This is a genomic window from Kitasatospora sp. NPDC051914, assembly GCF_040680995.1.
In the GTDB taxonomy this organism is placed as follows: domain Bacteria; phylum Actinomycetota; class Actinomycetes; order Streptomycetales; family Streptomycetaceae; genus Kitasatospora.
The window spans coordinates 16459-36310 of sequence record NZ_JBFAXX010000001.1; the positions used below are offsets into that span (position 1 = coordinate 16459).

23 protein-coding genes and 2 pseudogenes are annotated in these 19852 nt (G+C 74.6%); 16 read left to right on the forward strand and 9 right to left on the reverse strand.

All coding sequences use genetic code 11. From position 1 onward, the window contains the following. Positions 1 to 77: 77 nt before the first annotated feature. The 6 genes and pseudogenes from AB0M03_RS00045 to AB0M03_RS00070 all read left to right on the forward strand — a co-directional run bounded on the left by AB0M03_RS00045 (position 78) and on the right by AB0M03_RS00070 (position 3718). Complete coding sequence (locus AB0M03_RS00045; protein ID WP_363486625.1) at positions 78 to 506, forward strand: helix-turn-helix domain-containing protein; 429 nt, start codon at positions 78 to 80, stop codon at positions 504 to 506. Between the two features lie 37 nt (positions 507 to 543). Next, on the forward strand, positions 544 to 1362 hold the full coding sequence (locus AB0M03_RS00050) for a class I SAM-dependent methyltransferase (protein WP_363486627.1): 819 nt from the start codon (positions 544 to 546) through the stop codon (positions 1360 to 1362). A gap of 54 nt (positions 1363 to 1416) precedes the next feature. After that, positions 1417 to 1773, forward strand: a pseudogene (locus AB0M03_RS00055) (hypothetical protein); the annotation flags it as partial. Positions 1774 to 1980: 207 nt separating this feature from the next. After that, on the forward strand, positions 1981 to 2310 hold the full coding sequence (locus tag AB0M03_RS00060) for a hypothetical protein (protein ID WP_363486629.1): 330 nt from the start codon (positions 1981 to 1983) through the stop codon (positions 2308 to 2310). Between the two features lie 327 nt (positions 2311 to 2637). Then, the gene (locus AB0M03_RS00065) at positions 2638 to 3348 is read left to right on the forward strand and encodes a DUF4232 domain-containing protein (protein WP_363486631.1); all 711 of its coding nucleotides are present in this window, start codon (positions 2638 to 2640) and stop codon (positions 3346 to 3348) included. A 121-nt stretch (positions 3349 to 3469) separates the two neighbouring features. Beyond that, a complete protein-coding gene (locus AB0M03_RS00070; protein ID WP_363486633.1) occupies positions 3470 to 3718 on the forward strand; it encodes a hypothetical protein in 249 nt (82 codons plus the stop codon). A gap of 96 nt (positions 3719 to 3814) precedes the next feature. Here AB0M03_RS00070 and AB0M03_RS00075 read toward each other — a convergent pair whose 3' ends face one another. Continuing rightward, positions 3815 to 4234, reverse strand: coding sequence for a hypothetical protein (locus AB0M03_RS00075; protein WP_363486635.1), 420 nt, complete (start codon positions 4232 to 4234; stop codon positions 3815 to 3817). A gap of 201 nt (positions 4235 to 4435) precedes the next feature. On the opposite strand from AB0M03_RS00075, the gene AB0M03_RS00080 reads away from it, so the two are divergent. Next, positions 4436 to 6742, forward strand: a complete 2307-nt coding sequence (locus AB0M03_RS00080) for an FUSC family protein (RefSeq protein WP_363486637.1) — start codon at positions 4436 to 4438, stop codon at positions 6740 to 6742. On the opposite strand, the gene AB0M03_RS00085 is transcribed toward AB0M03_RS00080, so the two are convergent. Further along, the gene (locus tag AB0M03_RS00085) at positions 6654 to 8213 is read right to left on the reverse strand and encodes an MFS transporter (protein WP_363487366.1); all 1560 of its coding nucleotides are present in this window, start codon (positions 8211 to 8213) and stop codon (positions 6654 to 6656) included. The genes AB0M03_RS00080 and AB0M03_RS00085 overlap by 89 nt on opposite strands. 228 nt (positions 8214 to 8441) lie before the next feature. Between AB0M03_RS00085 and AB0M03_RS00090 the strand changes: the two genes are divergently transcribed. From AB0M03_RS00090 to AB0M03_RS00105, 4 genes are all read left to right on the forward strand, one after another. Continuing rightward, positions 8442 to 8969 carry a GNAT family N-acetyltransferase gene (locus AB0M03_RS00090; protein WP_363486639.1) on the forward strand — a complete coding sequence of 176 codons (528 nt, stop codon included), beginning with the start codon at positions 8442 to 8444 and terminating at the stop codon, positions 8967 to 8969. A 68-nt stretch (positions 8970 to 9037) separates the two neighbouring features. Beyond that, positions 9038 to 9202, forward strand: coding sequence for a hypothetical protein (locus tag AB0M03_RS00095; protein ID WP_363486641.1), 165 nt, complete (start codon positions 9038 to 9040; stop codon positions 9200 to 9202). A gap of 394 nt (positions 9203 to 9596) precedes the next feature. After that, complete coding sequence (locus tag AB0M03_RS00100) at positions 9597 to 9836, forward strand: chaplin (protein WP_363486643.1); 240 nt, start codon at positions 9597 to 9599, stop codon at positions 9834 to 9836. A gap of 114 nt (positions 9837 to 9950) precedes the next feature. Continuing rightward, positions 9951 to 10664, forward strand: coding sequence for a hypothetical protein (locus AB0M03_RS00105; protein WP_363486645.1), 714 nt, complete (start codon positions 9951 to 9953; stop codon positions 10662 to 10664). A 42-nt stretch (positions 10665 to 10706) separates the two neighbouring features. Here AB0M03_RS00105 and AB0M03_RS00110 read toward each other — a convergent pair whose 3' ends face one another. Further along, positions 10707 to 11483: a hypothetical protein gene (locus tag AB0M03_RS00110; protein ID WP_363486647.1), complete on the reverse strand. Its 777-nt coding sequence runs from the start codon at positions 11481 to 11483 to the stop codon at positions 10707 to 10709. A gap of 246 nt (positions 11484 to 11729) precedes the next feature. Here AB0M03_RS00110 and AB0M03_RS00115 point away from each other — a divergent pair, with 246 nt between their 5' ends. Then, on the forward strand, positions 11730 to 12254 hold the full coding sequence (locus AB0M03_RS00115; protein WP_363487368.1) for a GNAT family protein: 525 nt from the start codon (positions 11730 to 11732) through the stop codon (positions 12252 to 12254). Here the strand turns inward: AB0M03_RS00115 and AB0M03_RS00120 are convergent. Both AB0M03_RS00120 and AB0M03_RS00125 read right to left on the reverse strand, forming a co-directional pair. Next, on the reverse strand, positions 12226 to 12399 hold the full coding sequence (locus tag AB0M03_RS00120; protein ID WP_363486649.1) for a hypothetical protein: 174 nt from the start codon (positions 12397 to 12399) through the stop codon (positions 12226 to 12228). The two genes, AB0M03_RS00115 and AB0M03_RS00120, sit on opposite strands and share 29 nt — an antisense overlap. 197 nt (positions 12400 to 12596) lie before the next feature. Then, the gene (locus AB0M03_RS00125; RefSeq protein WP_363486651.1) at positions 12597 to 13376 is read right to left on the reverse strand and encodes a DUF2785 domain-containing protein; all 780 of its coding nucleotides are present in this window, start codon (positions 13374 to 13376) and stop codon (positions 12597 to 12599) included. 221 nt (positions 13377 to 13597) lie between these two features. Here AB0M03_RS00125 and AB0M03_RS00130 point away from each other — a divergent pair, with 221 nt between their 5' ends. The 3 genes from AB0M03_RS00130 to AB0M03_RS00140 all read left to right on the forward strand — a co-directional run bounded on the left by AB0M03_RS00130 (position 13598) and on the right by AB0M03_RS00140 (position 15865). Further along, complete coding sequence (locus AB0M03_RS00130; protein ID WP_363486653.1) at positions 13598 to 14689, forward strand: PP2C family protein-serine/threonine phosphatase; 1092 nt, start codon at positions 13598 to 13600, stop codon at positions 14687 to 14689. Between the two features lie 82 nt (positions 14690 to 14771). Continuing rightward, positions 14772 to 15374: a helix-turn-helix domain-containing protein gene (locus AB0M03_RS00135; RefSeq protein ID WP_363486655.1), complete on the forward strand. Its 603-nt coding sequence runs from the start codon at positions 14772 to 14774 to the stop codon at positions 15372 to 15374. Beyond that, positions 15371 to 15865, forward strand: coding sequence for an aminotransferase class I/II-fold pyridoxal phosphate-dependent enzyme (locus AB0M03_RS00140; protein ID WP_363486657.1), 495 nt, complete (start codon positions 15371 to 15373; stop codon positions 15863 to 15865). Before AB0M03_RS00135 ends, AB0M03_RS00140 begins: the two co-directional genes overlap by 4 nt. Here the strand turns inward: AB0M03_RS00140 and AB0M03_RS00145 are convergent. The 4 genes and pseudogenes from AB0M03_RS00145 to AB0M03_RS00160 all read right to left on the reverse strand — a co-directional run bounded on the left by AB0M03_RS00145 (position 15859) and on the right by AB0M03_RS00160 (position 18795). After that, a pseudogene (locus AB0M03_RS00145) lies at positions 15859 to 16354 on the reverse strand (transposase). The gene AB0M03_RS00140 and the pseudogene AB0M03_RS00145 overlap by 7 nt on opposite strands. Continuing rightward, a complete protein-coding gene (locus AB0M03_RS00150) occupies positions 16351 to 16722 on the reverse strand; it encodes a winged helix-turn-helix domain-containing protein (protein ID WP_363486659.1) in 372 nt (123 codons plus the stop codon). The pseudogene AB0M03_RS00145 and the gene AB0M03_RS00150 overlap by 4 nt, the downstream one beginning before the upstream one ends. 406 nt (positions 16723 to 17128) lie before the next feature. Continuing rightward, complete coding sequence (locus AB0M03_RS00155; protein ID WP_363486661.1) at positions 17129 to 18337, reverse strand: NAD(P)/FAD-dependent oxidoreductase; 1209 nt, start codon at positions 18335 to 18337, stop codon at positions 17129 to 17131. Then, positions 18334 to 18795, reverse strand: a complete 462-nt coding sequence (locus tag AB0M03_RS00160) for a hypothetical protein (protein WP_363486663.1) — start codon at positions 18793 to 18795, stop codon at positions 18334 to 18336. The genes AB0M03_RS00155 and AB0M03_RS00160 overlap by 4 nt, the downstream gene beginning before the upstream one ends. Positions 18796 to 18896: 101 nt before the next feature. Here AB0M03_RS00160 and AB0M03_RS00165 point away from each other — a divergent pair, with 101 nt between their 5' ends. Continuing rightward, complete coding sequence (locus AB0M03_RS00165; protein ID WP_363486665.1) at positions 18897 to 19538, forward strand: PadR family transcriptional regulator; 642 nt, start codon at positions 18897 to 18899, stop codon at positions 19536 to 19538. Positions 19539 to 19852: the final 314 nt, after the last annotated feature.

Genomic DNA, 19852 nt, shown 5'->3' on the forward strand with positions numbered 1-19852 from the left:
GACGGCGGCGTGTCCCCGGACGCTAGGCGGGCCGATGCACACCGCCCGGTGTGTGTCGGCCGGGCAGGATGTCACCCATGGGAGAGCCGGACGACGACATGGGCGGGGACGTGTTCGCGGCGGACTGCCGGGCCAGGATCGCCTTCGAGGTGATCGCCAACCGCTGGGACAGTGTGGTGGTGTACATCCTCGGCGAGCAGGGCCCGATGCGGCCGCGTGCCATGCTGACCCGGATCGGCGGCATCAGCCCGAAGGTGCTCAACGAGGCCCTGCGGCGCCTGGAGTACAACGGCCTGGTGGAGCGCCGCCGCTACGCCGAGGCCCCGCCCCGGGTGGACTACGCCCTGACCGGGCCCGGCCGCGCCCTGATCGGCCCGATCCGCGCCCTGGGCGCCTGGGCCGCCGCCCACGGCGACGCCGTCCTCGCCGCCCAGGACCGCTTCGACCGCGACCGGGATCGGGACAGCGACGACGACCGGCCCCGCCGACCACAGCACGGCACGTAGGCTGAGTGCTCTGCCGACGGGGGAGCGAGGGGCGGCCATGACTGCCGAGGGCAAGGTCGACATGACGCGCAGCCAGGTGTTCGGCGAGGTCGCCGAGCTCTACGACGCTGCCAGGCCGGGCTACTCGGACGAACTGGTCACGGAGGTGCTGGCGTACGCGGCGCTCGGCGGCCGGGCGGCGCTGGAGATCGGTGCGGGGACGGGCAAGGCCACCCTGCCGTTCGCCGGGCGCGGTGTCCCGCTGCTGTGCGTCGAGCCGGACGCCCGCATGGCGGAGGTGCTGCGCCGTAACACCGCGCGCCACCCGGGGGTGCAGGTCCAGGTGGGCCCGTTCGAGGAGCTGTGCCCGGACGACCGCCGGTTCGGGTTGGTCCTCGCCGCGACGTCCTGGCACTGGGTGGACCCGGCGCGGCGCTGGGGTCTGGTCCACGGCGCCCTCGCCCCGGGCGGCGCGGTGGCCCTGTTCTGGAACCCGCAGGGCGTCCGCGACGCCGGGCTGCACGCCGCACTGGCGGAGGTCGACCGCCGGCACGGTCTGGCCGGCACGCCGCACAGCGTCCGGGCGTCCGACTTCGGTGAGGTGCCGGGGAACTGGGGCGGCCTGCCCGGCGGTTGGCCGGAGGCGGAGTGCCGGAGCGACGGACGCTTCACCGACCTGCGGTCGGTGCGCTTCCGTCAGGACCGCCACTACGACACCGAGAGCTACCTCGGGTACCTGGCCTCGCTGACGACCTACCGCGTGCTGCCGCCCGACCGGCGCGAGCGCGTCCTGGCGGACACCGCCCGGGTGCTGGACGCCCACGGCGGTGTGGCCACGGAACGCTTCAGCGACCTCTTCCTGGCCCGGGCCCGGTAGTACCGGGGTCAGCCGAAGAGCCGCAGGGCGCAGGCGACGAGTGCCGCCCGCGCCTCGCCGGACGAGTGGCACTTCCCCGATGCCGACCTGACCGTCCACCTGCACCGCCGGCCCGTCGACGACCGGCTCGGCTTCGACACCAGCGTGGTCTTCGGCCCGGCCGGCGTCGGGCTCACCGGCTCGGTCGTCCACGACTCGACGGGCCCCGTCGGGCGGCTGGAACAGGTGGTGACGATCCGCCGACAGGCCCTGGCCGCCGCGCACCCCGCAGCGGCCGGCCGAGGCCGCGGAGCCGTACGGGGCCGGTGGCCGGGAGTCAGCCGGTGGGCCCGCTTACGGCCGGCGTCGGGCTCACCGGCTCGGTCGTCCACGACTCGACGGGCCCCGTCGGGCGGCTGGAACAGGTGGTGACGATCCGCCGACAGGCCCTGGCCGCCGCGCACCCCGCAGCGGCCGGCCGAGGCCGCGGAGCCGTACGGGGCCGGTGGCCGGGAGTCAGCCGGTGGGCCCGCTTACGGCCGGCGTGCGGTGAACCGGTTGTCTCGTAGCGGGTCGCCAAGCGGTCGACCGGCGCCACCCGTCGGTAGGGTGTGTCGGTCCTGAGGGAAGGGGGCCGCGGTGGTGCAGCAGGAATGGCCCGAGGGCCCGGCGGCCGACCCGGTGGCGGCGCGCGAGCGGTACACGCACGACCTGCAGGAGGCGCGCCGGGATCTCCGGGAGGCGGTGCGGCCGGACCTCTTCGGGGCCAACGTCGGCCTCGGCCTGGTCGCCCTTGCCGCGGTGGCCGTCGGGTACGTCGAGGGCCCGGTGGTGGGAGCCGTAGTACCGGCGGCCTTCGCGGTGCTCTTCCTGGTCGTCGCGGCGATCACGGCCGCCTGCGGCGTTCGCGGCGCGAAACTGCTGCGCCGCAGCTACCTCCTGACCTTCGGCTGGGGCAACTGGATCTGACCGACTCCTTCGCTTGCGGACGGTTCGTCAACGGTCCGAAAGCTTCGCGCAGCAGGTCGCGAGGGGCGAATCGCCGCCGGTGTCACCCGATCTGACGGACCGACGGTCGGTGGAGGCCGCCCGGGGGGTCGGTCCGTGCGCGGTTCCGTGCGGAATCGGTGATCGTTCCGTGCTGGATCGGAGCGGCGGCGGGGTATGGGATGTCCGCCGTGGCGGCAACCGGCCGTGCCACGGTGCCGTCCTCCCCGGCGGCGCCCGACGGGCGGCCGGTGCCCCCGGTACTGCGCCACCCCGGCGACCGTACTCCCCGAACCGAAAGGCCCCGCCGTGGACATCCGACGCCGTGCTCTCGCCGCCGCCCTCGCCCTGGCCGCCCCGTGGGTGCTGGCCGGCTGCACCGGCGACGGCGCCGACGGAGCGGCGGACACCGCCGCCACCAGTGCCGTCTCCGCCGCCGCGCAGTCCGCGTCCGCCGCGGGCACCGCCGCCTCGGCGGCCGCCTCGCCGACGTCCGCCGCAGCCTCCGCCGCGGCCACTGCCAAGACCTCGGCCAAGCCCACCGCCACCCCGACCGGCGGCTCCGGCGGTGGCGGCGAGGCCGAGCGCTGCGTCAACCCCTGGCTGAGCGTGACCCCGTCCACCTCGGACGGCGCCGCCGGCACCATGGTGCAGCGCTTCGTGCTCACCAACACGTCCACCGCGCCCTGCTCCCTGCAGGGCCGCCCCTCCGTCGCCCCGTACGCCCCGACCGGGCAGCCGGCCCTGGCCGTCACGGTCGGCGCCATCCCCGCGGGCTTCGGCAACCTGGGCGGCGGCGGCAGCACGCTGCTGCTGGCACCCGGCGCCACCGCCGCGTTCTTCCTCAAGTGGAGCAACGTGCCGGTCGGCGACGGCCCCTGCCCCAAGGCCGCCGGCTTCGCCTTCCGCGCGCCGCTGGACCCGCTGGCCGACCCCGACAAGAAGGTGCCGTTCGCGTTCCAGCCGTGCGGCGGCAGCATCCAGGTCTCCCCGGTGCTCCCCGCCTCCGCCACGTCGTGAGCTGACGGCCCGCCATCCCGCCGTGCGGGCAGCCCGGTGCTGCCCGACACTGATCGCGACGACCGCGCCGGACGGACGCGGTCGCGGCACGCGGCCCCGGCCGGCAGGGAGAGTGAGCGACGTGGCGGAGAGCGGCTGCGCCATGATGAAGCGCCAGGCGAAGACCCAGCGGGAGGAGATCCACCGCTCCCGGCGGAGCGTCACCGAGTTCGAGGCGAAGATCCGGGCCCTGGAGGCCGAGCCCGAACCCGACCAGGCGCAGATCTGGGCGCTCAAGCAGGCCGTGCAGCGCCTGGGCCAGAAGGTCGAGGAGGACGAACGCGCCCTCTTCGACCTCGAGTCCGTGATCACGGAGAACTGCCGGCCGTGACCGGGGCGCCGTCCGGCGGCGCACGGCAGGCCGCCCGGGCCGGGGTTCGCACCCCTGCCCGGGCGGCCTCGCCGGCGGTCCGCCGGACGGCGCGGATCAGCCGATCTCGATCTCCGCGAGCGGGTCGTTGTCCGTGGCCGCGCCCGACAGCCAGGCGGTGACCAGCGCCGGACCGGCCTCCCAGAAGGAGACGTCCGGCACGTACGGCGTCGCGGCGAGGCGGACCACCACGTCCTGCGGGCTGCCCGTGCAGGTGACCATGGGCAGCGTGCCGGCCTCGTCCACCGAACCGGTGATGCCCTGTATCGCCCGCACCAGGACGGCGCGGACGTCACCGGCGGGGCAGGAGACCGAGACGGTGACGTCGAGGACGCGGCCGTCCTCGGCAATGGCGCCGCCGACGACGGCGATGCCGCCCTCGCCGACGGCGGACGCCTGCGGAGCCGCGGCCATGAGCGAACCGGTGGCGAGGAGCGCCGCAAGGGCGGCCGTGCGGAGGGTCCGGGAAACGGACATGGGTCGATCCCTTTCGTGATCGCGGAGACGGCCGGCCCCGGGAGGAGGCGGCCCGCGGACCAACCTCCACCGGACCCCCGGGGCCGGCAACTCGTAGCCTCCGTTCGATCGCGCACGGTAACTCCGTGCGCGCAGGTGATGTCCGACCAGGTGCTTCAACCACCCGAGCGTTCACGGAGGACACCCCCTAGCCTGGGCATGATGAGCCGCACGCGCGTACTCGTGGACCGGCTGCTCGCCCGTGATCCGGGCCTCAAGACGGTGCACCGCGCCGTGCGGGTCAGCCTGGCGGCCTGCGCCGGCTTCTACTCCTGCCGCTACGGTCTCGGACAGCCCGTCGCGGGCACCTACGCGCTGTTCGGGGCGATCTCCGTCGGCGTCCTCTCCCGGATCGGCGGCGGCTCCCGCGCCCGGGTCCGGACCCTGCTGCTCGTCCTGCCCGCCACCTGGGTGCTGGTGTCCCTTGGCACCCTGCTCGCCGTACGCACCTGGGCGGCGGCGCTCGGCATGCTCGCCGTCGGCTTCGCGGTGGCCTTCGCCACCGTCGGCGGCCCCCGGCTGGTCGGGCTCGCCAACGGGCTGCAGCTCTTCTACATCCTCCCGTGCTTCCCGCCCTACGCACCGGACGACCTGCCGCAGCGGCTGGCCGGCGTCACCCTCGGCATCGTCCTGCTGGCCGCGGCCGAACTGCTGCTCTGGCCGGCGCCGCCGCCGGTGGACTACCGGGACCGGCTCGCCCGCGCGGCCGCCGCCGTGGCCGCCCTCGCCGACCGCACCGCGGCACGCTGCGAGGGCCCCACCGCCCGCCGCCCGGCCGCGGACCCCGACCCCAGCGCCGAGCCGATGGCCGAACTTCGGCTCTCCCGGATCCCCCTGCTGGAGCGCCCGGCCTCGGCCGGCGCCACCGACCGCGCCCTGACCCAGGCCGCCACCGCCCTGCGCCACACCCGCACCCAGCTGCTGCGGATCGGCCGCTTCACCGACCGCGCCGGCCCGGACCCGGAGGCCGCCACCCTCCTCCACGCCACGGCCGAAGCCGTCCGGGAGTCCGCGGCGGGCGTCCGACCGGGCCGGCCGGCACCCGCCGTGCCCCCGATCGAGGCGGCCGTCGCCGCCTTCGAGGAGCAGCGGGCGGCCGCGGTCCACCCCTTCACCGCCCCGGACGGTCGTGACCCGGTACAGGACCGGGCGGCCGCCCGGCTCGCCCTCGGCAGCATCGCCCTCGAGGCGGCCGAAGGCGCCCGCTTCCTCGCCCTGGCCGTACGGATCTCCCGGCGCGCGCCCGTCCCGCCCGACCGGACGCCGCCCGCAGAACGGCCCGGCCCGTTCTGGTACGCGGGCCGCCCGGCCGCCCGGCTCTGGTGGAACCGCTTCCGGTACAACCTCACGCCCCGGTCGGTCTACTTCCAGAACGCCCTGCGGACGGCCGCCGCCCTCGCCGCAGCCCGCACGGTCGCCGGCAGCCTCGACCTCGCCCACGGTTTCTGGGTGCTCCTCGCGACCCTCACCCTGATGCGCACCACCGCGGCCGACACCCGGATGACGCTGCGCCCCGCGCTCACCGGCACGCTGTGCGGGGCCGCCGCCACCGCCGTCATGCTCGTCCTGGTCGGCGACCGGCACCTCTTCTACGCCGTCGTCCTGCCGGTCGCCATGCTCGTCGCCTTCACCGTCGGACCGCTCCTCGGCCTGGCCTGGGCCCAGGGCACCTTCACCGTCGTGGTGGCCATGGTCTTCGCCCAGCTGGCCCCGGCCGGCTGGCGGCTCGCCGAGACCCGGCTGCTCGACGTGGCCACCGGCGCCGCCGTCGGCACCCTCGCCGGCCTGTGCGCCTGGCCACGAGGCGGCGGCCGGGAGCTCCGCCGCCGGACGGCCGAACTGCTGGCCGACAGCGCCGCCGCCATCCGCGAGACCGTCGCCGTCCTCACCGGAGCCCCCGCCTCCGGCGGCGCACTCCGCCAAGCCCGCGTCACCGCCGTCCTCACCGAGGCCACCTACGCGCAGTACCGCTCCGAACACCACGACACGCCGCCCGACGGGCCCGACTGGCAGGCGGCGCAGCTCGCCGGGCTGCACACCGTCCGCGGCGCCGAACAGCTCCTCGCCCGGATCGCCCCCGAGTCCCTCGCCCCGTGGCCGGACACCTCCGGCTCCCTCGCCCGGGACGCCGACCGCGCCGCCGCCGCCTTCCGCGGCCAGGGTGCCGCCCTGCTCGCCGGGCGGCCGGCCGACCCCGCCGATCCGCTGCTGGCCGAGGCCCGCACCGTCCTGACGGACGAACGGACCACGGCGACCCTGCTGCCGGCCGACCCGGCGGCCCTGCACGCCGTGGACCTGGCGGTCTGGCTCGGCGGCGTCATCGACGACCTAGCGGCCCTGGCCGCACCCGCGGCGGACGCCGTGCCCTCCGGGGCGGCGGTCAGCCCTCCCGGTCGGCCTCCCGCTCCTCCGGGCCGGCGGCCGGCGGTGCCGCCGGACGGGACCGGGCCGCCTCGCTCTCCGTGGTGACCCGCGTGCCGGGGTGCCACAGGGCGCAGAGGAAGGCCACCGCCAGCGCCGCCGCCATGCCGTACAGCACCGGCCGGTAGGCCGCGGCGAAGTCCGCCCGGACGGCGTCCAGCAGGGCGGGGTCGACGCCGCTGCCCGCCCCGGAGGCCCCCGGGCCCGGCCCGGTGAGGCTGCGGGTGATCAGCTCCGCCGTCGAACGGGCGGTCCCCTGCGGCAGGCCGCGCTCCTCCAGCGTCGAGGTGATCCGGTTCGCCGTGGTGTGCAGCAGTACCGTGCCGAACACCGCCAGGCCGGCACTCGCCGCGTAGTTCCGGATCGTCTGGGTGATCCCGGTGACCTCCCCGTACGAGCGGCCGATCGCCCGGTTGACGGCGTCCGTCGAGGCAGGGGTGAGCAGCAGTCCGATCCCGGCGCCGGCCAGCACGATCCACGGCCACTGCGCCGCCGGCGACAGACGGGTGATCCTCGCCGCCCACAGGGCGAAGCCGGCCGCGCCGACCGCGGTGCCCAGCAGCATGGCCGGCCGGGCGCCGCGCCGGTCCAGGATGCGGCCGCCGATCTGCGAGGCGGGCCCGAAACCGGCGAAGAACATCAGCAGGTACAGGCCCGCCTCGTCGGCCGAGTACCCGAGCGCCAGCTGCGCGTACAGCGAGGCGAAGAAGAACACCGGGACGAAGGCCGGCATGGCGAAGAACAGCACCGCGTTGTCGGCCGAGAACGCGCGGTCCGCGAAGACCTGCACGGTGATCAGCGGGTCCCTGCTGCGCAGCTCGGCCAGGACGAACAGCACCAGCACGGCCAGCCCGCCGCCGATGCACAGCCAGGTCGCGGCGCTGTCCCAGCCCCACAGCGCGGCCTGCTGCAGGCCCAGCACGCTCAGCCCCATGCCGACCGCCACCAGCACGGCCCCCGGCCAGTCGACCGGCTCCGGACGGGGCGTGTTGCGGATGCGGGCGCGCAGCGTCAGCACCAGGGCGACCGCCGCCACCGGCACGTTCACCCAGAAGATCGCCCGCCACGTCCAACTGGTCAGCCAGCCGCCGAGGATCGGGCCGATGGCCGTCAACCCGCCCGCCACGCCGAAGAACAGCGCCAGCGCGCGGCCGCGGCGCTCCACCGGGAACACCTCGACCACCACCGCCAGCGCGGCCGGGAACAGCAGTGCCGCGCCCACCCCCTGCACGGCCCGGAACCCGATCAGCCAGGGCTCCGCCGCACCGCCCGTCGGCACGGCCCCGCACAGCGCCGAGGCCGCCACGAACACCGCCGTGCCGACCAGCATCATCCGCTTGTGGCCGGCGATGTCGGAGATCCGCCCGCCCAGCGCGAAGAACGCCGCCAGCGTCAGCAGGTAGGCGTTGACCACCCACTGCATGCCGCCCGCGGAGAGGCCGAGTTCGCGGATGATGCTCGGCGCCGCGATCGACACGACGGTCTGGTCGATGAAGGTCATCGAGACGGCGAACAGCATGCCCGCCAGCGCGAGCCCCTCACTGGTGGCGCCCCCGCCCCGCCCTCCGGTGCCCGAAGCCACAGCACTCTCCCTTCCCGAGGCACCCCCCGTCGACACTGCCCGCCCCGCCCCGACGGGCCGCACTGCGCCACGGCCAAGTCATCCACTCGGCGCAGACCGTGGCCGGCCCCTCGGGGAGGGGAAAACCGCGCGACCCGTCCGCCGGGACCGCGCCACAATGGCCCCATGCGTATTCGAGCCGCCCGCGCCGACGACCTCCCACTGCTCCAGGACATCGAGCGGGCTGCCGGGCAGCCGTTCCGCGAGGTCGGGATGGCGGAGATCGCGGACGACGAGCCGTTCTCCACCGAGGAGTTGGCGGAATTCGTGGCGGCCGGTCTGGCCTGGGCCGCGGTCGACGGCACCGATGCGCCGCTCGCGTACCTGGTGGCCGAGCGGGTGGACGGGAACCTGCACGTCGAGCAGGTGTCGGTGCACCCGGACAGTGCCCGCCGGGGTGTCGGACGGGCGCTGCTGGACCACCTCGCGGCGCTGGCCGCCGCCGAGGGCGTCCCCGCCCTCACCCTCACCACCTTCGCGGAGGTGCCGTGGAACGCGCCGTACTACGCGCGCTGCGGCTTCACCGTCCTCGCCGAGGAGCACCTCGGCCCCGGTCTGCGGGCCGTCCGCGGCCGGGAGGCGGCGCACGGGCTCGACCGGTGGCCGCGGGTGTGCATGCTGCGCCCGGTCCCGCCGTCCGCCGCCGACGCCTGACGGGCGGTCAGTCGGTGGTCGGCGCGGGCAGGTCGAGCGTGAAGCTGAACCGGTCGCCGCGGTAGAGCGTGCGCACCTGCTCCAGCGGGGCGCCCGTCAACGGCATCCCCGCCACCGTCAAGGGCTGGACGCACACCCCGCCCGCCGGCGCCGCCACCGCCCAGCTGCGCTTCCGCTACACCGGCACCAACAGCGCCTTCTGGACGGTCGACCAGGTCTCGCTCGACCGGTGACCGCCCCGGCGGGAGCCGCTTCCTCCGCGGCTCCCGCCCCCGGCCGTCAGACCCTCTGGTCCGCGGCGGCGCCGAGTCCGCCCCGCCGCTGTCGGCATCCACGGGGTGCGCGTGGGCCGTCCGCTCGCCGATGCTCCGTCGAGGAGCCTGCCTGTACCTCCGTGCGGGTCCGGACCCGTCCCGAGCAACCTCGCATCGGGGTCGAACCACCCGGTCGGAGTAGCCGCGCGGGCCGCGTGCCCCCGTGCGGGAGGACGGACGTTGCGCCGATCGGGTGGAGTGAGCGCAAACCGTCAACCCGAGGGTGCATTCCTGCCGAAGAGCTGATGGAGGCTGCACCTCACCGGAGCGGCCGACGCTTCGTCAGAACAGCTCGACAGGACAGGAGTCCACCATGACCACCCTCCGCACCACCCTCGCCCTCGCGGCTGCCGCCGGCACCCTGCTCCTCGGCGCCGGCACCGCCTCGGCGAGCGCCGGCGCCGAAGGGATCGCCACTGGCTCGCCCGGCGTGCTGTCCGGCAACGTCATCCAGGTGCCGGTCCACGTCCCGGTGAACGTGTGCGGCAACTCGATCGGCGTCGTCTCCATCCTCAACCCGGCGTTCGGCAACGCCTGCTCCAACATGGGCTGACACCCAGTCGGCACAAGCCCGCCGGCCCCGGACGCGCCGTCACACCGCACCGCCCGGGGCCGGCGGCCCACCCCGAACGACCGGGCTGTCGGAGCCGTCCGGCACCCTGACGGGGTGCTGATCCACGGAACCGAAGGCCCGCTCGTCCCCGGCGAGCCGCTCACGACCCGGCCCGGGTTCTGGGCCGCCCACCTGCTGCTGCTGTGCCGCAGCTCCGACACCCGACCCGAGTGGTTCGGCGGCGACGGCGCGGACGCCGATTCCACCGCCGAGTCCCTCTTCGACGAGCAGGCCTGGCCGGTGTTCCGGGTGCCGTTCACCGACGGGCACACCGTCGTCCTCGTGTACGGCAACAGTGCCGACGACCCGGCGATCGAACTGCTGCTCACCCACTCCGACTGGAGCCGCCCCGAAACGGTCCTCGTCGCCGACGGCGACCGCACCGGCCCGGGCCTGTCCTGGAGCGAGCTGTACGCCGTCGCCTCCTCGCCCGACCCGGCCGCCGACGGCCTCCACGCCACCGCCGTCCGCCTGCTGCTCCTGCTGCCCGCCCTGCGCGGCCCGGGCCTCCCGGCGGACGCCGCCGAACGGATCGCCGCGGCGCTGTGCGCCGTCGGGGCGCCGCCCGCCACCGCACCCACAGCTGCCGCCGAGCTACTGCGGGGGACGGTCGGCGAGGCCGGCCACTCCCCGTGCGAGGGGTCCCCGTTGAGCGGCGGCACGGGCAGGGGACCGGCCGACTGCGGACTCCCGCGCCGGCTGAACCTCTCCCGGGCGCAGAGCGACCGTCTCGCCCGCGCCCTCGGAGTCCCTGCCTGCGGCTGCTGACCGGCACGGCTTCGCGCGGGGCGCCCGAGTGTGCGGCTGCTGTCAGCGGGCGCTGCCCGTGAGGTCGGCCTGGTAGCGGGTCTGTCCGCAGAAGGCGCCGCCGTAGCCCATGATGTCCATCCGGCCGGTGAGCCGCCCGCCCGAGGCCGTCACCCGCATCGATCCCGACACCGGCGCGAACGGGCAGGCCGCCAGGCCGGAGGAGACCGTGTAGTGGTTGCCGAGGGTCGCCGCGATCCGCTGGTCGGGCTCCACGGTGACGGTCGAGCCGTATGCCGTGACGTACGCCAGGTCGAGGCGGGCGGCACCGGCCCCCGGATTGCAGCCCGAGTTGCTGCCGAACCAGATCGCGCCGGCCTCCGGACGGGCCGCGGGGGAGCCGGAGACCAGGCAGACGTCCACCGGGTTCACACCGTTGGTGGTGCCGGACTCGCTGATGGTGCCGAGGATGCGGAGGGTGCCCGCGCGGTTGAACGAGCGCCCGCCGGCCACACCCGTGATCGTCACGTCGTAGGTGCCCGAAGGCCCCTCCGCCGCGGTGTCGGCACCCGTGCTGCCGTCGTCGGCCTCGGGTGTGGCGGACTCCTCCTCGGCCTCCGGGCTGCTCTCCTCGGGCTCCTCGGATTCCTCGGGCGAGGGCGTGGTGGACTCCTCGTCCGGGGAGGCGGACGGCGAAGCGCTCGCCGAGTCCTCCGACAACGCCGAGGCCGACTCCGGGGACGCCGTCCCGGCCGACAGCACCGCGGAGTCCGAGGAGCCGGACGAGGCGCCGCTCCCGCACCCTGCGGTCAGCAGCGCCACCGCCACCGCAGCCCCCACCGCACGTCTTCTCCGCCCCGCCACGGCCGACCCCTCCCTCGCCCGGGGCCGCGCCGCCCCCGGCTGCTCCCATTCCGGCGCGGGACAGCGTGGCAGGAATCGTGGGTCTTCGAGCCGGTTCGGGTGAATTGCTGCGGATTCGAGCCGCGATGTGCACGGGCGCCGGGCGACCCGGCCGCGGAGCAGGCCCGGGACTACGCTGTCCGGGTGATCGCTTTCTCCGCGCCGGTCGCCGGCGACGTCCTGATGCGGCCCGCCGTCCCGGAGGACGCCGAGGCGCTGTGCCGTGCGCTGGTCCGCAACCGGGAGCACCTGCGGCCCTGGGACCCGCCGCGCGACGAGGACTTCTTCACCGTGGCCGGTCAGCGCGCCCGCCTGCACGACCAGCTGGTGCAGGCCGAGGCGGGCCGGCTCGCCCCCTGGGTCCTGGCGAGCGGGGACGAGATCGTCGGCGCCGTCACGCTGTCCAACATCGTGCGGCTGCACGTCCAGAGCGCCAACCTCGGCTACTGGGTGGACGCCACCCAGGCCGGCCGCGGCCTCGCCTCCGCAGCCACCCTGCTGGCCTGCCGCGCCGCCGACACCGAACTCGGCCTGCACCGCCTGGAGGCCGGCGCGGCCGCCGCAAACACCGCCTCCCGGCGGGTGCTCGCCAAGTGCGGCTTCGAAGTGATCGGCACCGCCCGCGGCCTGCTCTTCCTGGAGGGCGCCTGGCACGACCACGTTCTCTACCAGCGCCTGCTCAACGACCGTCCCCTGCGGACGTCCTGACGGTCTTCCCGCTCTCCGGCACGGCCGTCCCACCCCACCGGTGGGCGAGGTCGACGATCCGGTCGTCGAGCGGCTGGTACAGCCGGGTCGGGTGGTCGGTGCCGAGCAGCGGCCCGAGCGCGTCGATGGCCGACGGCTGGGACACCGCTTCGGCGCACGCTGCGCGGATCCGGTCCCTCGTCGACGGGCGGCCTGTTCCCGAACGGGTTGCCGACCTTCCTGACCCCGCTGCCCGGGGAGAGGGTCGGCCGCCCGCCGATCCTGTCGACGCCGTTCGACGTCGGGCCCTTCGCCCTCGGGCAGTGACCGGCGCGGCCCGGCCGGCCGCTGCGGCCGGCCGGGTCAGCCGGCGTAGGGGCCGGTGATGGCGAGGGTCTCGGCGACCGCCTCGCGGACGGCGCGGGCATGGGTGAGGGACACCGGCCCGGCCGCGTCCGGGGTCGGGCGGACGCCGCGGTCGGCCAGCAGGTAGAGCACGCGCAGCGTCCGCATGGTGTTGGAGGCGTAGGCGGGCACCGGCCCCGGGGAGGCGGCGCGGAAATCGGCGGCGATCGGCTCCAGCCAGCGCAGCGACTGCTGCTCGGTCAGCTCGGGGCGGGTGAGGGTGAGGGCGACGGCACAACCGAGCCGGTCGTCCTCCATGGCGTCGAAGACGTGGTCGGTGGGGGTGAGGAGCCGGGCGCAGGCGAGGTCCAGCAGCTCGGCCGGGTCGGTGTGCGGGCTGCGGCCGAACGCCCCGAGCAGGTCCGCGCCGTGTGCGACGGCGTGCAGCCAGCCGAGCCCGGCGTCGTGCCCGCGGAGGTCCCGCTCCTCGCGGTACCAGCGGTCGAAGGCCCGCAGCCAGGCCGGGTCGTGGTCGCCCAGCCGGACGAGCCGGGCGAGGATCAGCGGCGCGAAGGTACGGGCCTGGATCTCGGGGTCGGAGAAGCGTTCGGCCATTTCGTCGCCGAGCGACTGCCGCAGTTCGGGCGGGAGCCGGGGGATCCAGCGGTGCAGCAGCACGTAGGCCTGTTCGTCGCGGACCACCGGGTCCGGGGAGCGCAGGTCGGCGCTGAGGCCCGCCACCAGTCCGGGCGCGGGGCGCAGGGACTCGTCCTCGAGGAATGGCTGCCAGGAGCTCACCCGGTCATCCTACGAAAGCGCTCCCCGGCTGCCGGAACCCGCCGATCGGCTGCCGTCGCGGCGTTCTGACCGGACGTCGGCACCGCGGGGCGCGTCCGCTGCGCCGACCGGACGGCAGCGGCGGCCGGGCGGGCCGTTGCGGGTGTCCTGCCCCGTCGGGCGGGCCGGCGGCGGTTATCGTCGACAGTCCCTGCCCTCCGGATGGGAGTCGTGGTTCGCCCGTGGCGAGGTTGTCCGAGCAGTGGCCGCGCTACGTGCGGCTGGCGCCGTGGGTGCTGGTCGTCGGCGGGCTGGTCTGGGACTCGCTGGCGACCGCCGACTACTGGGGCGACCCGATGATGGCGGCGGCCTCGGTGCTGGCGGGCGCGCTGCTGTCGCTGCGGGACACCGTGGCGGTCGGCGTCGCCATCTCGGTCGGCGTGATCGTGCTGACCGCGCGGGACGGCACCATCGGCACCACGGCGGGCTGGCTGGAGCTGCTGAACACGGTCTTCGCGGCGCTGATCGGACTCTGGGTCAACCGGGTGATTGCCCGGCACGGCCGCCGGCTGGCGGTGGTGCGCTCGGTGGCGGAGGCGGCCCAGCAGGCGGTGCTGCCCGCGCCGCCCGCCCGGGTGGGCCCGCTGGCGGTGGCCGCGTGCTACCGCGCCGCACAGACCGAGGCACTGATCGGCGGCGACGCGTACGCCGTCCAGGAGACCCCGTTCGGCGTGCGGGTGCTGATCGCGGACGTCCGGGGCAAGGGCCTGCGGGCGGTCGCGGCGGTGTCGGTGCTGCTGGGGGCGTTCCGGGAGAACGCCGACCGCGAGCCCGACCTGCCGGCCCTGGCCGCCGGGCTGGAGCGCGCGCTGGCGCGGGAGAGCGCCCTCGGCGAGGAGGAGATGCAGGCGGAGGGTTTCATCACCGCGCTGCTCGGCGAGTTCGATCCGGCGGGGCGTCGGCTGCGGCTGCTGAACTGCGGGCACCCCGGCCCGTACCTGCTGGCCGGGGGCGGCCGTGCGGTCACGGTGCTGGAGGCTCGCGAGCCGGGCCTGCCGCTGGGGATGGGCGGTCTCGGGGTGCCGGTCGCGGCGGCGGAGGAGTGGCCGTTCGCGGCGGGGGACACCCTGCTGCTGGTCACCGACGGCGTCACCGAGGCGCGGGACCGGGCGGGGGAGTTCTACGACCCGGCGGTCCGGCTGCCCCCGCTGGGCCCCTTCGCCCGGCCGCAGCAGGTGATCGACGCCCTGGTGGCCGACGTCGAACGGTGGACGGGCGGCCCCCGGGACGACGACATGGCCGTCCTCGCCGTGACCTGCCGCCCGGGTCCGTAGGGCACACCATCTGGATGTTCCGTCCAGATCAGACGTATGGTCCAGGTGTGGAGACGGAACCGACCGACCCCCGGGTCCGGCTGTGGGGCCCGGTCTGCCAGGCGGTGGCCCTGCTGCTCGGCCCGTACGCCGAGGTGGTGCCGCACGACGCCCGCCGCGACCGGGTGCTCGCCATCTGGAACCGCACGCCGGCCGTGCCCCCGGCGACCCCTCGCTGCTGGGCGAGCTCGACCGGCTGCAGCCGGCGGCCCACGACGTCTACGGCCCGTACGAGAAGCTGCTCGCCGACGGCCGGCGGCTCTCCTCGGTCAGCGCCGTGCTGCGCGGCGAGGACGGCACGCCGTCCGCCGTGCTCTGCGTCAACCTCGACCGCACCCCGCTCGACCAGGCGGCCGCCGTGCTGAGCCGCTTCGCCGCGCCGACCGCCGAACGGCCCGAGCCGCTGTTCGAACAGGACTGGACGGAACGCGTCCAGGAGATCGTCGGCGCCTTCGTCCGCGACCGCGGCCGGCCCGTGGAGCGCCTGAACCGCGCCGAACGGCTCGCCGTGCTCGCCGAACTCGACCGGGCCGGCGTCTTCGCCGTCCGCCGCGCCGTCCCCGTCGTCGCCACCGCCCTCAAGGCCTCGCGCTCCACCGTGTACGCGCTGCTCGCCGACCTCAAAGCCCCCCGGAGCACCCCATGACCCGCCTGCCCGACTTCCGCCTCGAGACGTACTTCTCGCGGTGGGAGCTCACCGCCCGCCACCACCTCACCGCCTCCGACGTGCAGACCATGCCGATGGCCGACCTGCTCGCCCTCGCCGACGCGGAGGACCTCGACGCCTGGCAGAACCTCACCCTCGGCTACACCGAGACCTTCGGCGACCCCGGCCTGCGCGCGGCGATCGCCGGCATGTACGACACCGTCGGCGCCGACGACGTGATCTGCTTCGCCGGCGCCGAAGAGGGCCTGTACATCGCCACGCAGGTCCTCCTCGACCGCGGCGACCACGCCGTCGTCGTCACCCCCGACTACCAGTCCGCGGAGACCGTCCCGCCGGCGCTGTGCGAGGTCACCGGCATCGCCCTGGACGAGAAGCAGGACCGGGCCCTCGACCTGGACGCGGTCACCGCCGCCCTGCGCCCGAACACCCGCGTGGTGTCCGTCAACTTCCCCCACATATCGCATTACTGACCTCGGCTCGTCAGGGTGATGTCGAGGCTCAGACCGATGCCCGCTATGAAGCCGTCGAGAGTGTCGGGCCGGTGCTGCGGGCGCTTGAGCCGGTTGCGGACGAGGGCTTCGAGTCGGTCGAGGGCGACCACGGCCAGGTTGGCAAGGCTGCGCTTGACGTGCGCCCAGACCCACTCCACTGGGTTGAGGTCGGGTGAGTAGGCGGGAAGTGGGAACACCGTCAACCAGGCACGCTCGGCGATCAACTCGCGCATGGCGTGGGAGACATGGGTGTTCAGGCGGTCCCAGACCAGCACCATCGGCGCCTTGACGAGGTGGTGCACGCCGTCGACCAGGGCGATGAAGTCGCGCTCGCCCATGCTGCGGCGCCGGCCCTTGCCGGCGGGGGTGCGTGATCAGGCGGTGGCACAGCCGGGTGCGTGAGCCGGGTCGCATGGCGATCAGCCAGGCCACCGACAGGCGTCCCGATCGACGGCCGCTGACGGTCACGACCGGGGTGCGGCCTCGCCGGCCCCAGGTGCGCCCTTTGGGCGGCCGGCGGGTGAATCCTGCTTCGTCCTCGAAGCAGATGCAGCCCCCGCAGGCCGCCCGCGCTCTTTTACTTCCGCCCAAGTCGCCTCCTTCCACACGGCGTGGGCCTGCTCATCCCGCTCGGCCACCGGCCGTGCGGGGACCTGCGGGCTGAAGCCGAGCCGGTGCATCAGCCTCGTGGCACCCGAGACGCTGTACGAGACGTGGAACTTCCGGCCGATCAGCGTGGCCACCCTTGCCGCGGTCCAGACCTGGTCCTCCACCCAGCCGTGCGCGGCCGGACCCTGGTCCAGATACGCGGCTGGAGCACCAGGTTCTTCCATCATGCCCCTACCGCCCGATCCCGTCGGGCCCGCGCCCGGGCGGTGGACGGGGTGCTCCCGGCACCTGGTGGTCCTGCCGGCCGCGCGAGTGCTGCGCCGTGGGGCCGTGTTGTGATGGGTTTCCCGGGTCGGCCGGCCGGAGCGGACTTGCCGTGCACCGTCCCGCCTGCCCGCCTGTCGTTCGTACTGCTCCTGCTGATCCTGGTCGGGCTTCGGCGCGGTGTCTGTACCGACCGGTGGCGTGTTGCGCTGCTCCGTCCCGCGTACGGGCCGTTCACCGGTTGCGAACGACAGGGAGCCGGCCGCGGCCACAGCCCGGGGTGACCGATCGCCCTCATCCGACAGGCACCGGGCGCGGTGCTGGACCTGTGGACGGGCAGCGGCCCGTTCCCGGCGGACGGGCTGGGGGTCACGTGGGCTGGGCCGCGTTCGCGTCCCAGTCGATGTGGTGGTCGAACTGCCAGGCCATCTTCTCCGGGTTGATCAGCTTCATGGCCATCGGCATCAGCAGGTCGCGCAGGGCGCGGCCGACCGGGCCCGCGGTCTTGTCGCTGTTCGTGCGGGCGGCGAGCTTGATGATGCGTTCGACGCGGGGACGGCGAAGGTGCTCGTACGTCGCGAAAGCCTGGTCGTAGGGCAGGTCCCGCAGGCAGCGCGCGAGTTCGACGGCGCTCTCGGCGGCGATGGATGCTCCCTGGCCGGAGCTGGACGAGGGGGCGTGGGCCGCGTCGCCGATCAGGGCCATGCGGCCGCAGGTCCAGTTCGCGACCCTCGGCATGTTCTCCATCGGGCCGGTGACGAGGAGTCGGCCTGCGTCGGTGCGGCCGATCAGTTCGAGCGCGGGGGTGCGGTCGTCGGCGAAGGCGGTCCGCAGGGTGCGCATCCACTGCTCCGCGCCGATCGCCTGAGCCTCGGCAGTCGTCATCGGGGCACGGTGGGGCAGGTTCACGAACCACATCGCCGAGGAGTCGTCGAAGATCTGGTAGCCGAAGAACGCGCGCTTGCCGAAGCACATGTACATGACGCCGCCGGTGGAGGGCATACCCGACCGGTCCATCCGCGCTCCGAAGCACATCAGACCGGCGTAGTTCGGCTGCGGTGCGGCGGGGTCGATCAGGGAGCGGACCGTGGAGCGGATGCCGTCGGCGCCGATCAGGATGTCGGCGCTCGCCTGTGTACCGTCCGCGAAGTGCGCGGTGACGCCGGAACCGGTGTCCGTCGCGCCCGTCAGCCGCTTGCCGTGGTGGATGGGCACGGAGCGGCGCTCCGCCTCGTCGTAGATCGCACGGTAGAGATCGGCTCGCCAGACGAACTGCAGGGACGGGAGGCGGGAAGGCGGGGCGAACCGCGCGAGGTGCTTGCCCGTCCAGCTCCGCAGCCCCATGGCGGTGACCGGGGTGCCGATGGCGCGGACGAGGTCGCCCGCGCCGATCGCATCGAGGGCGTTCTGGCCGTTCGGGGCGATGGTCATGGCGCCTCCGATCCCATCGGCCGTGTGGTCGTACGCCTCGTGGACGGCGGCCTCGATGCCTGCCTGCCGTAGTGCCATCGCGACGACCGGGCCGGCGATACCGCCGCCGATGACGAGCGCGGTGCGGGCTTTGCCGATGCGGGTCATGACTGGTGCCCCCTCGAAGGGTCGCCGATTGTCGGCACGCCGCCGCTCTTGTGTGCGCGGCGCAGATCCTGGGCGTACGCGCGGGAGGTCATCGCCGAAAGAATCGCGATGCCGCCGCGGTGGATGCGGATCTCGCTGTTCGTCGCAGAGCCGGAGAGCCGGACCAGGCGGCCGGCCGCCCTGTCGTCGGCGGACGGGGACCGGGAGTCCTTGATCCGGCCGCGGGCGGTCCACCTCGGGTTCCGGTGGTCGACGGCGGTGCCGTCGTCGACGAGCAGCTTGACCATGGCCCGGTCCATGTCGAGGTGGATCTCGACGTCGTCGGGAAGGCCGGGGGAACGGAGGTCGAGGACAGCGGCGCCGCGGCGGGCCTTGACCTCGAAGCGGTCGGCCTCCGTCCAGTCGCCGAGGTGCTTGACGAGGTCGCGGTCGGAGTGGATGCGCTCGGTGAGGGACATCCCGGTGGTTCCTCTCTGTGAGGTGCCGTGTGGATGAGTTCGATAGTTTCACTGAAACTAGTATCTCGTCAACTAGTTTCTCGGAGGTTAGAATCGAGCCCATGCCCGCATCCGCCCCCCGCAGCTCCCCTCTCGCCCTGACCGTCCTGGCCCTGCTGCACTACAAGCCGCTGCACCCGTACGGCATCCAGCGGCTGGTCAAGGACTGGGGCAAGGAGCAGGTCGTCAACGTCAGGCAGCGCGCGAGCCTCTACCGCACGATCGAGCGACTCAACGGCGACGGGCTGATCGCGGTCCGCGAGACCGGGCGCGATCAGCAGTACCCCGAGCGGACCGTGTACGAGGTCACCGACGCGGGGCGCGAGACCGCCCGCGCCTGGCTGGAGGAGATGCTCACCACGCCCAAGGAGGAGTTCCCGGAGTTCCCGGCCGCCCTCTCGAACCTTCTGCTGCTCACGTCCGACGAGATGGCGGACCTTCTGGAACGCCGGGTCGACGCCCTCGCGCAGAAGCTCGACGGGCTGGAAGCGGCCGTGGCCGCGGAGGCGGAGCAGGGACTGCCGCGCATCACCCGCCTGGAAACCGAATACCTGCGGGCCGTGACGGCCGCAGAGCTGGCGTGGGTGCGCACGGTGGTCGAAGACCTGCGGGCCGGCCGGCTCTCCTGGTCGAAGGAGCAGTTGGACGCCCTGGCGGCAGGGCCGGGAGCGAGCCCGCCCCCGGAGGGTCCGGGGACGGCCTGAAGCGTTGCGGTCGCGTGACCGGGGTTCCGTGGCGTGATCTGCCGGGCCCATCAGCATGCGGCGGGGTGCCCGCCGCAACGGCGCGGGGCAGAAGGAACCGCCCGGTGGTGTCGCCGCGGAGCCGGACGACCACGGGCTGGGCAGGTCGCGGGACGAAGATCCATCTGGCGTGCGAGCAACGGCAGAAGCCCCTGTCGCTCTTGATCACTGCCGGGCAGCGGGGTGACAGCCCGCAGTTCGAGCCGATTCTGGACGCGATCCGGGTGCCTACCGGTGGTTTGTTAAACCCATAAGACCGACCGGCAATAGGCATC

What these genes read in the sequence shown, in the direction of transcription:
- AB0M03_RS00045 (WP_363486625.1), top strand. Translation starts at nt 78, where the DNA reads ATGGGAGAGCCGGACGACGACATGGGCGGGGACGTGTTCGCGGCGGAC.
- AB0M03_RS00085 (WP_363487366.1), bottom strand. Translation starts at nt 8,213, where the DNA reads ATGCTGTTCGCCGTCTCGATGACCTTCATCGACCAGACCGTCGTGTCG.
- AB0M03_RS00080 (WP_363486637.1), top strand. Translation starts at nt 4,436, where the DNA reads ATGAGCCGCACGCGCGTACTCGTGGACCGGCTGCTCGCCCGTGATCCG.
- AB0M03_RS00165 (WP_363486665.1), top strand. Translation starts at nt 18,897, where the DNA reads ATGCCCGCATCCGCCCCCCGCAGCTCCCCTCTCGCCCTGACCGTCCTG.
- AB0M03_RS00150 (WP_363486659.1), bottom strand. Translation starts at nt 16,722, where the DNA reads ATGATGGAAGAACCTGGTGCTCCAGCCGCGTATCTGGACCAGGGTCCG.
- AB0M03_RS00140 (WP_363486657.1), top strand. Translation starts at nt 15,371, where the DNA reads ATGACCCGCCTGCCCGACTTCCGCCTCGAGACGTACTTCTCGCGGTGG.
- AB0M03_RS00090 (WP_363486639.1), top strand. Translation starts at nt 8,442, where the DNA reads ATGCGTATTCGAGCCGCCCGCGCCGACGACCTCCCACTGCTCCAGGAC.
- AB0M03_RS00050 (WP_363486627.1), top strand. Translation starts at nt 544, where the DNA reads ATGACTGCCGAGGGCAAGGTCGACATGACGCGCAGCCAGGTGTTCGGC.
- AB0M03_RS00115 (WP_363487368.1), top strand. Translation starts at nt 11,730, where the DNA reads ATGCGGCCCGCCGTCCCGGAGGACGCCGAGGCGCTGTGCCGTGCGCTG.
- AB0M03_RS00160 (WP_363486663.1), bottom strand. Translation starts at nt 18,795, where the DNA reads ATGTCCCTCACCGAGCGCATCCACTCCGACCGCGACCTCGTCAAGCAC.
- AB0M03_RS00075 (WP_363486635.1), bottom strand. Translation starts at nt 4,234, where the DNA reads ATGTCCGTTTCCCGGACCCTCCGCACGGCCGCCCTTGCGGCGCTCCTC.
- AB0M03_RS00100 (WP_363486643.1), top strand. Translation starts at nt 9,597, where the DNA reads ATGACCACCCTCCGCACCACCCTCGCCCTCGCGGCTGCCGCCGGCACC.
- AB0M03_RS00155 (WP_363486661.1), bottom strand. Translation starts at nt 18,337, where the DNA reads ATGACCCGCATCGGCAAAGCCCGCACCGCGCTCGTCATCGGCGGCGGT.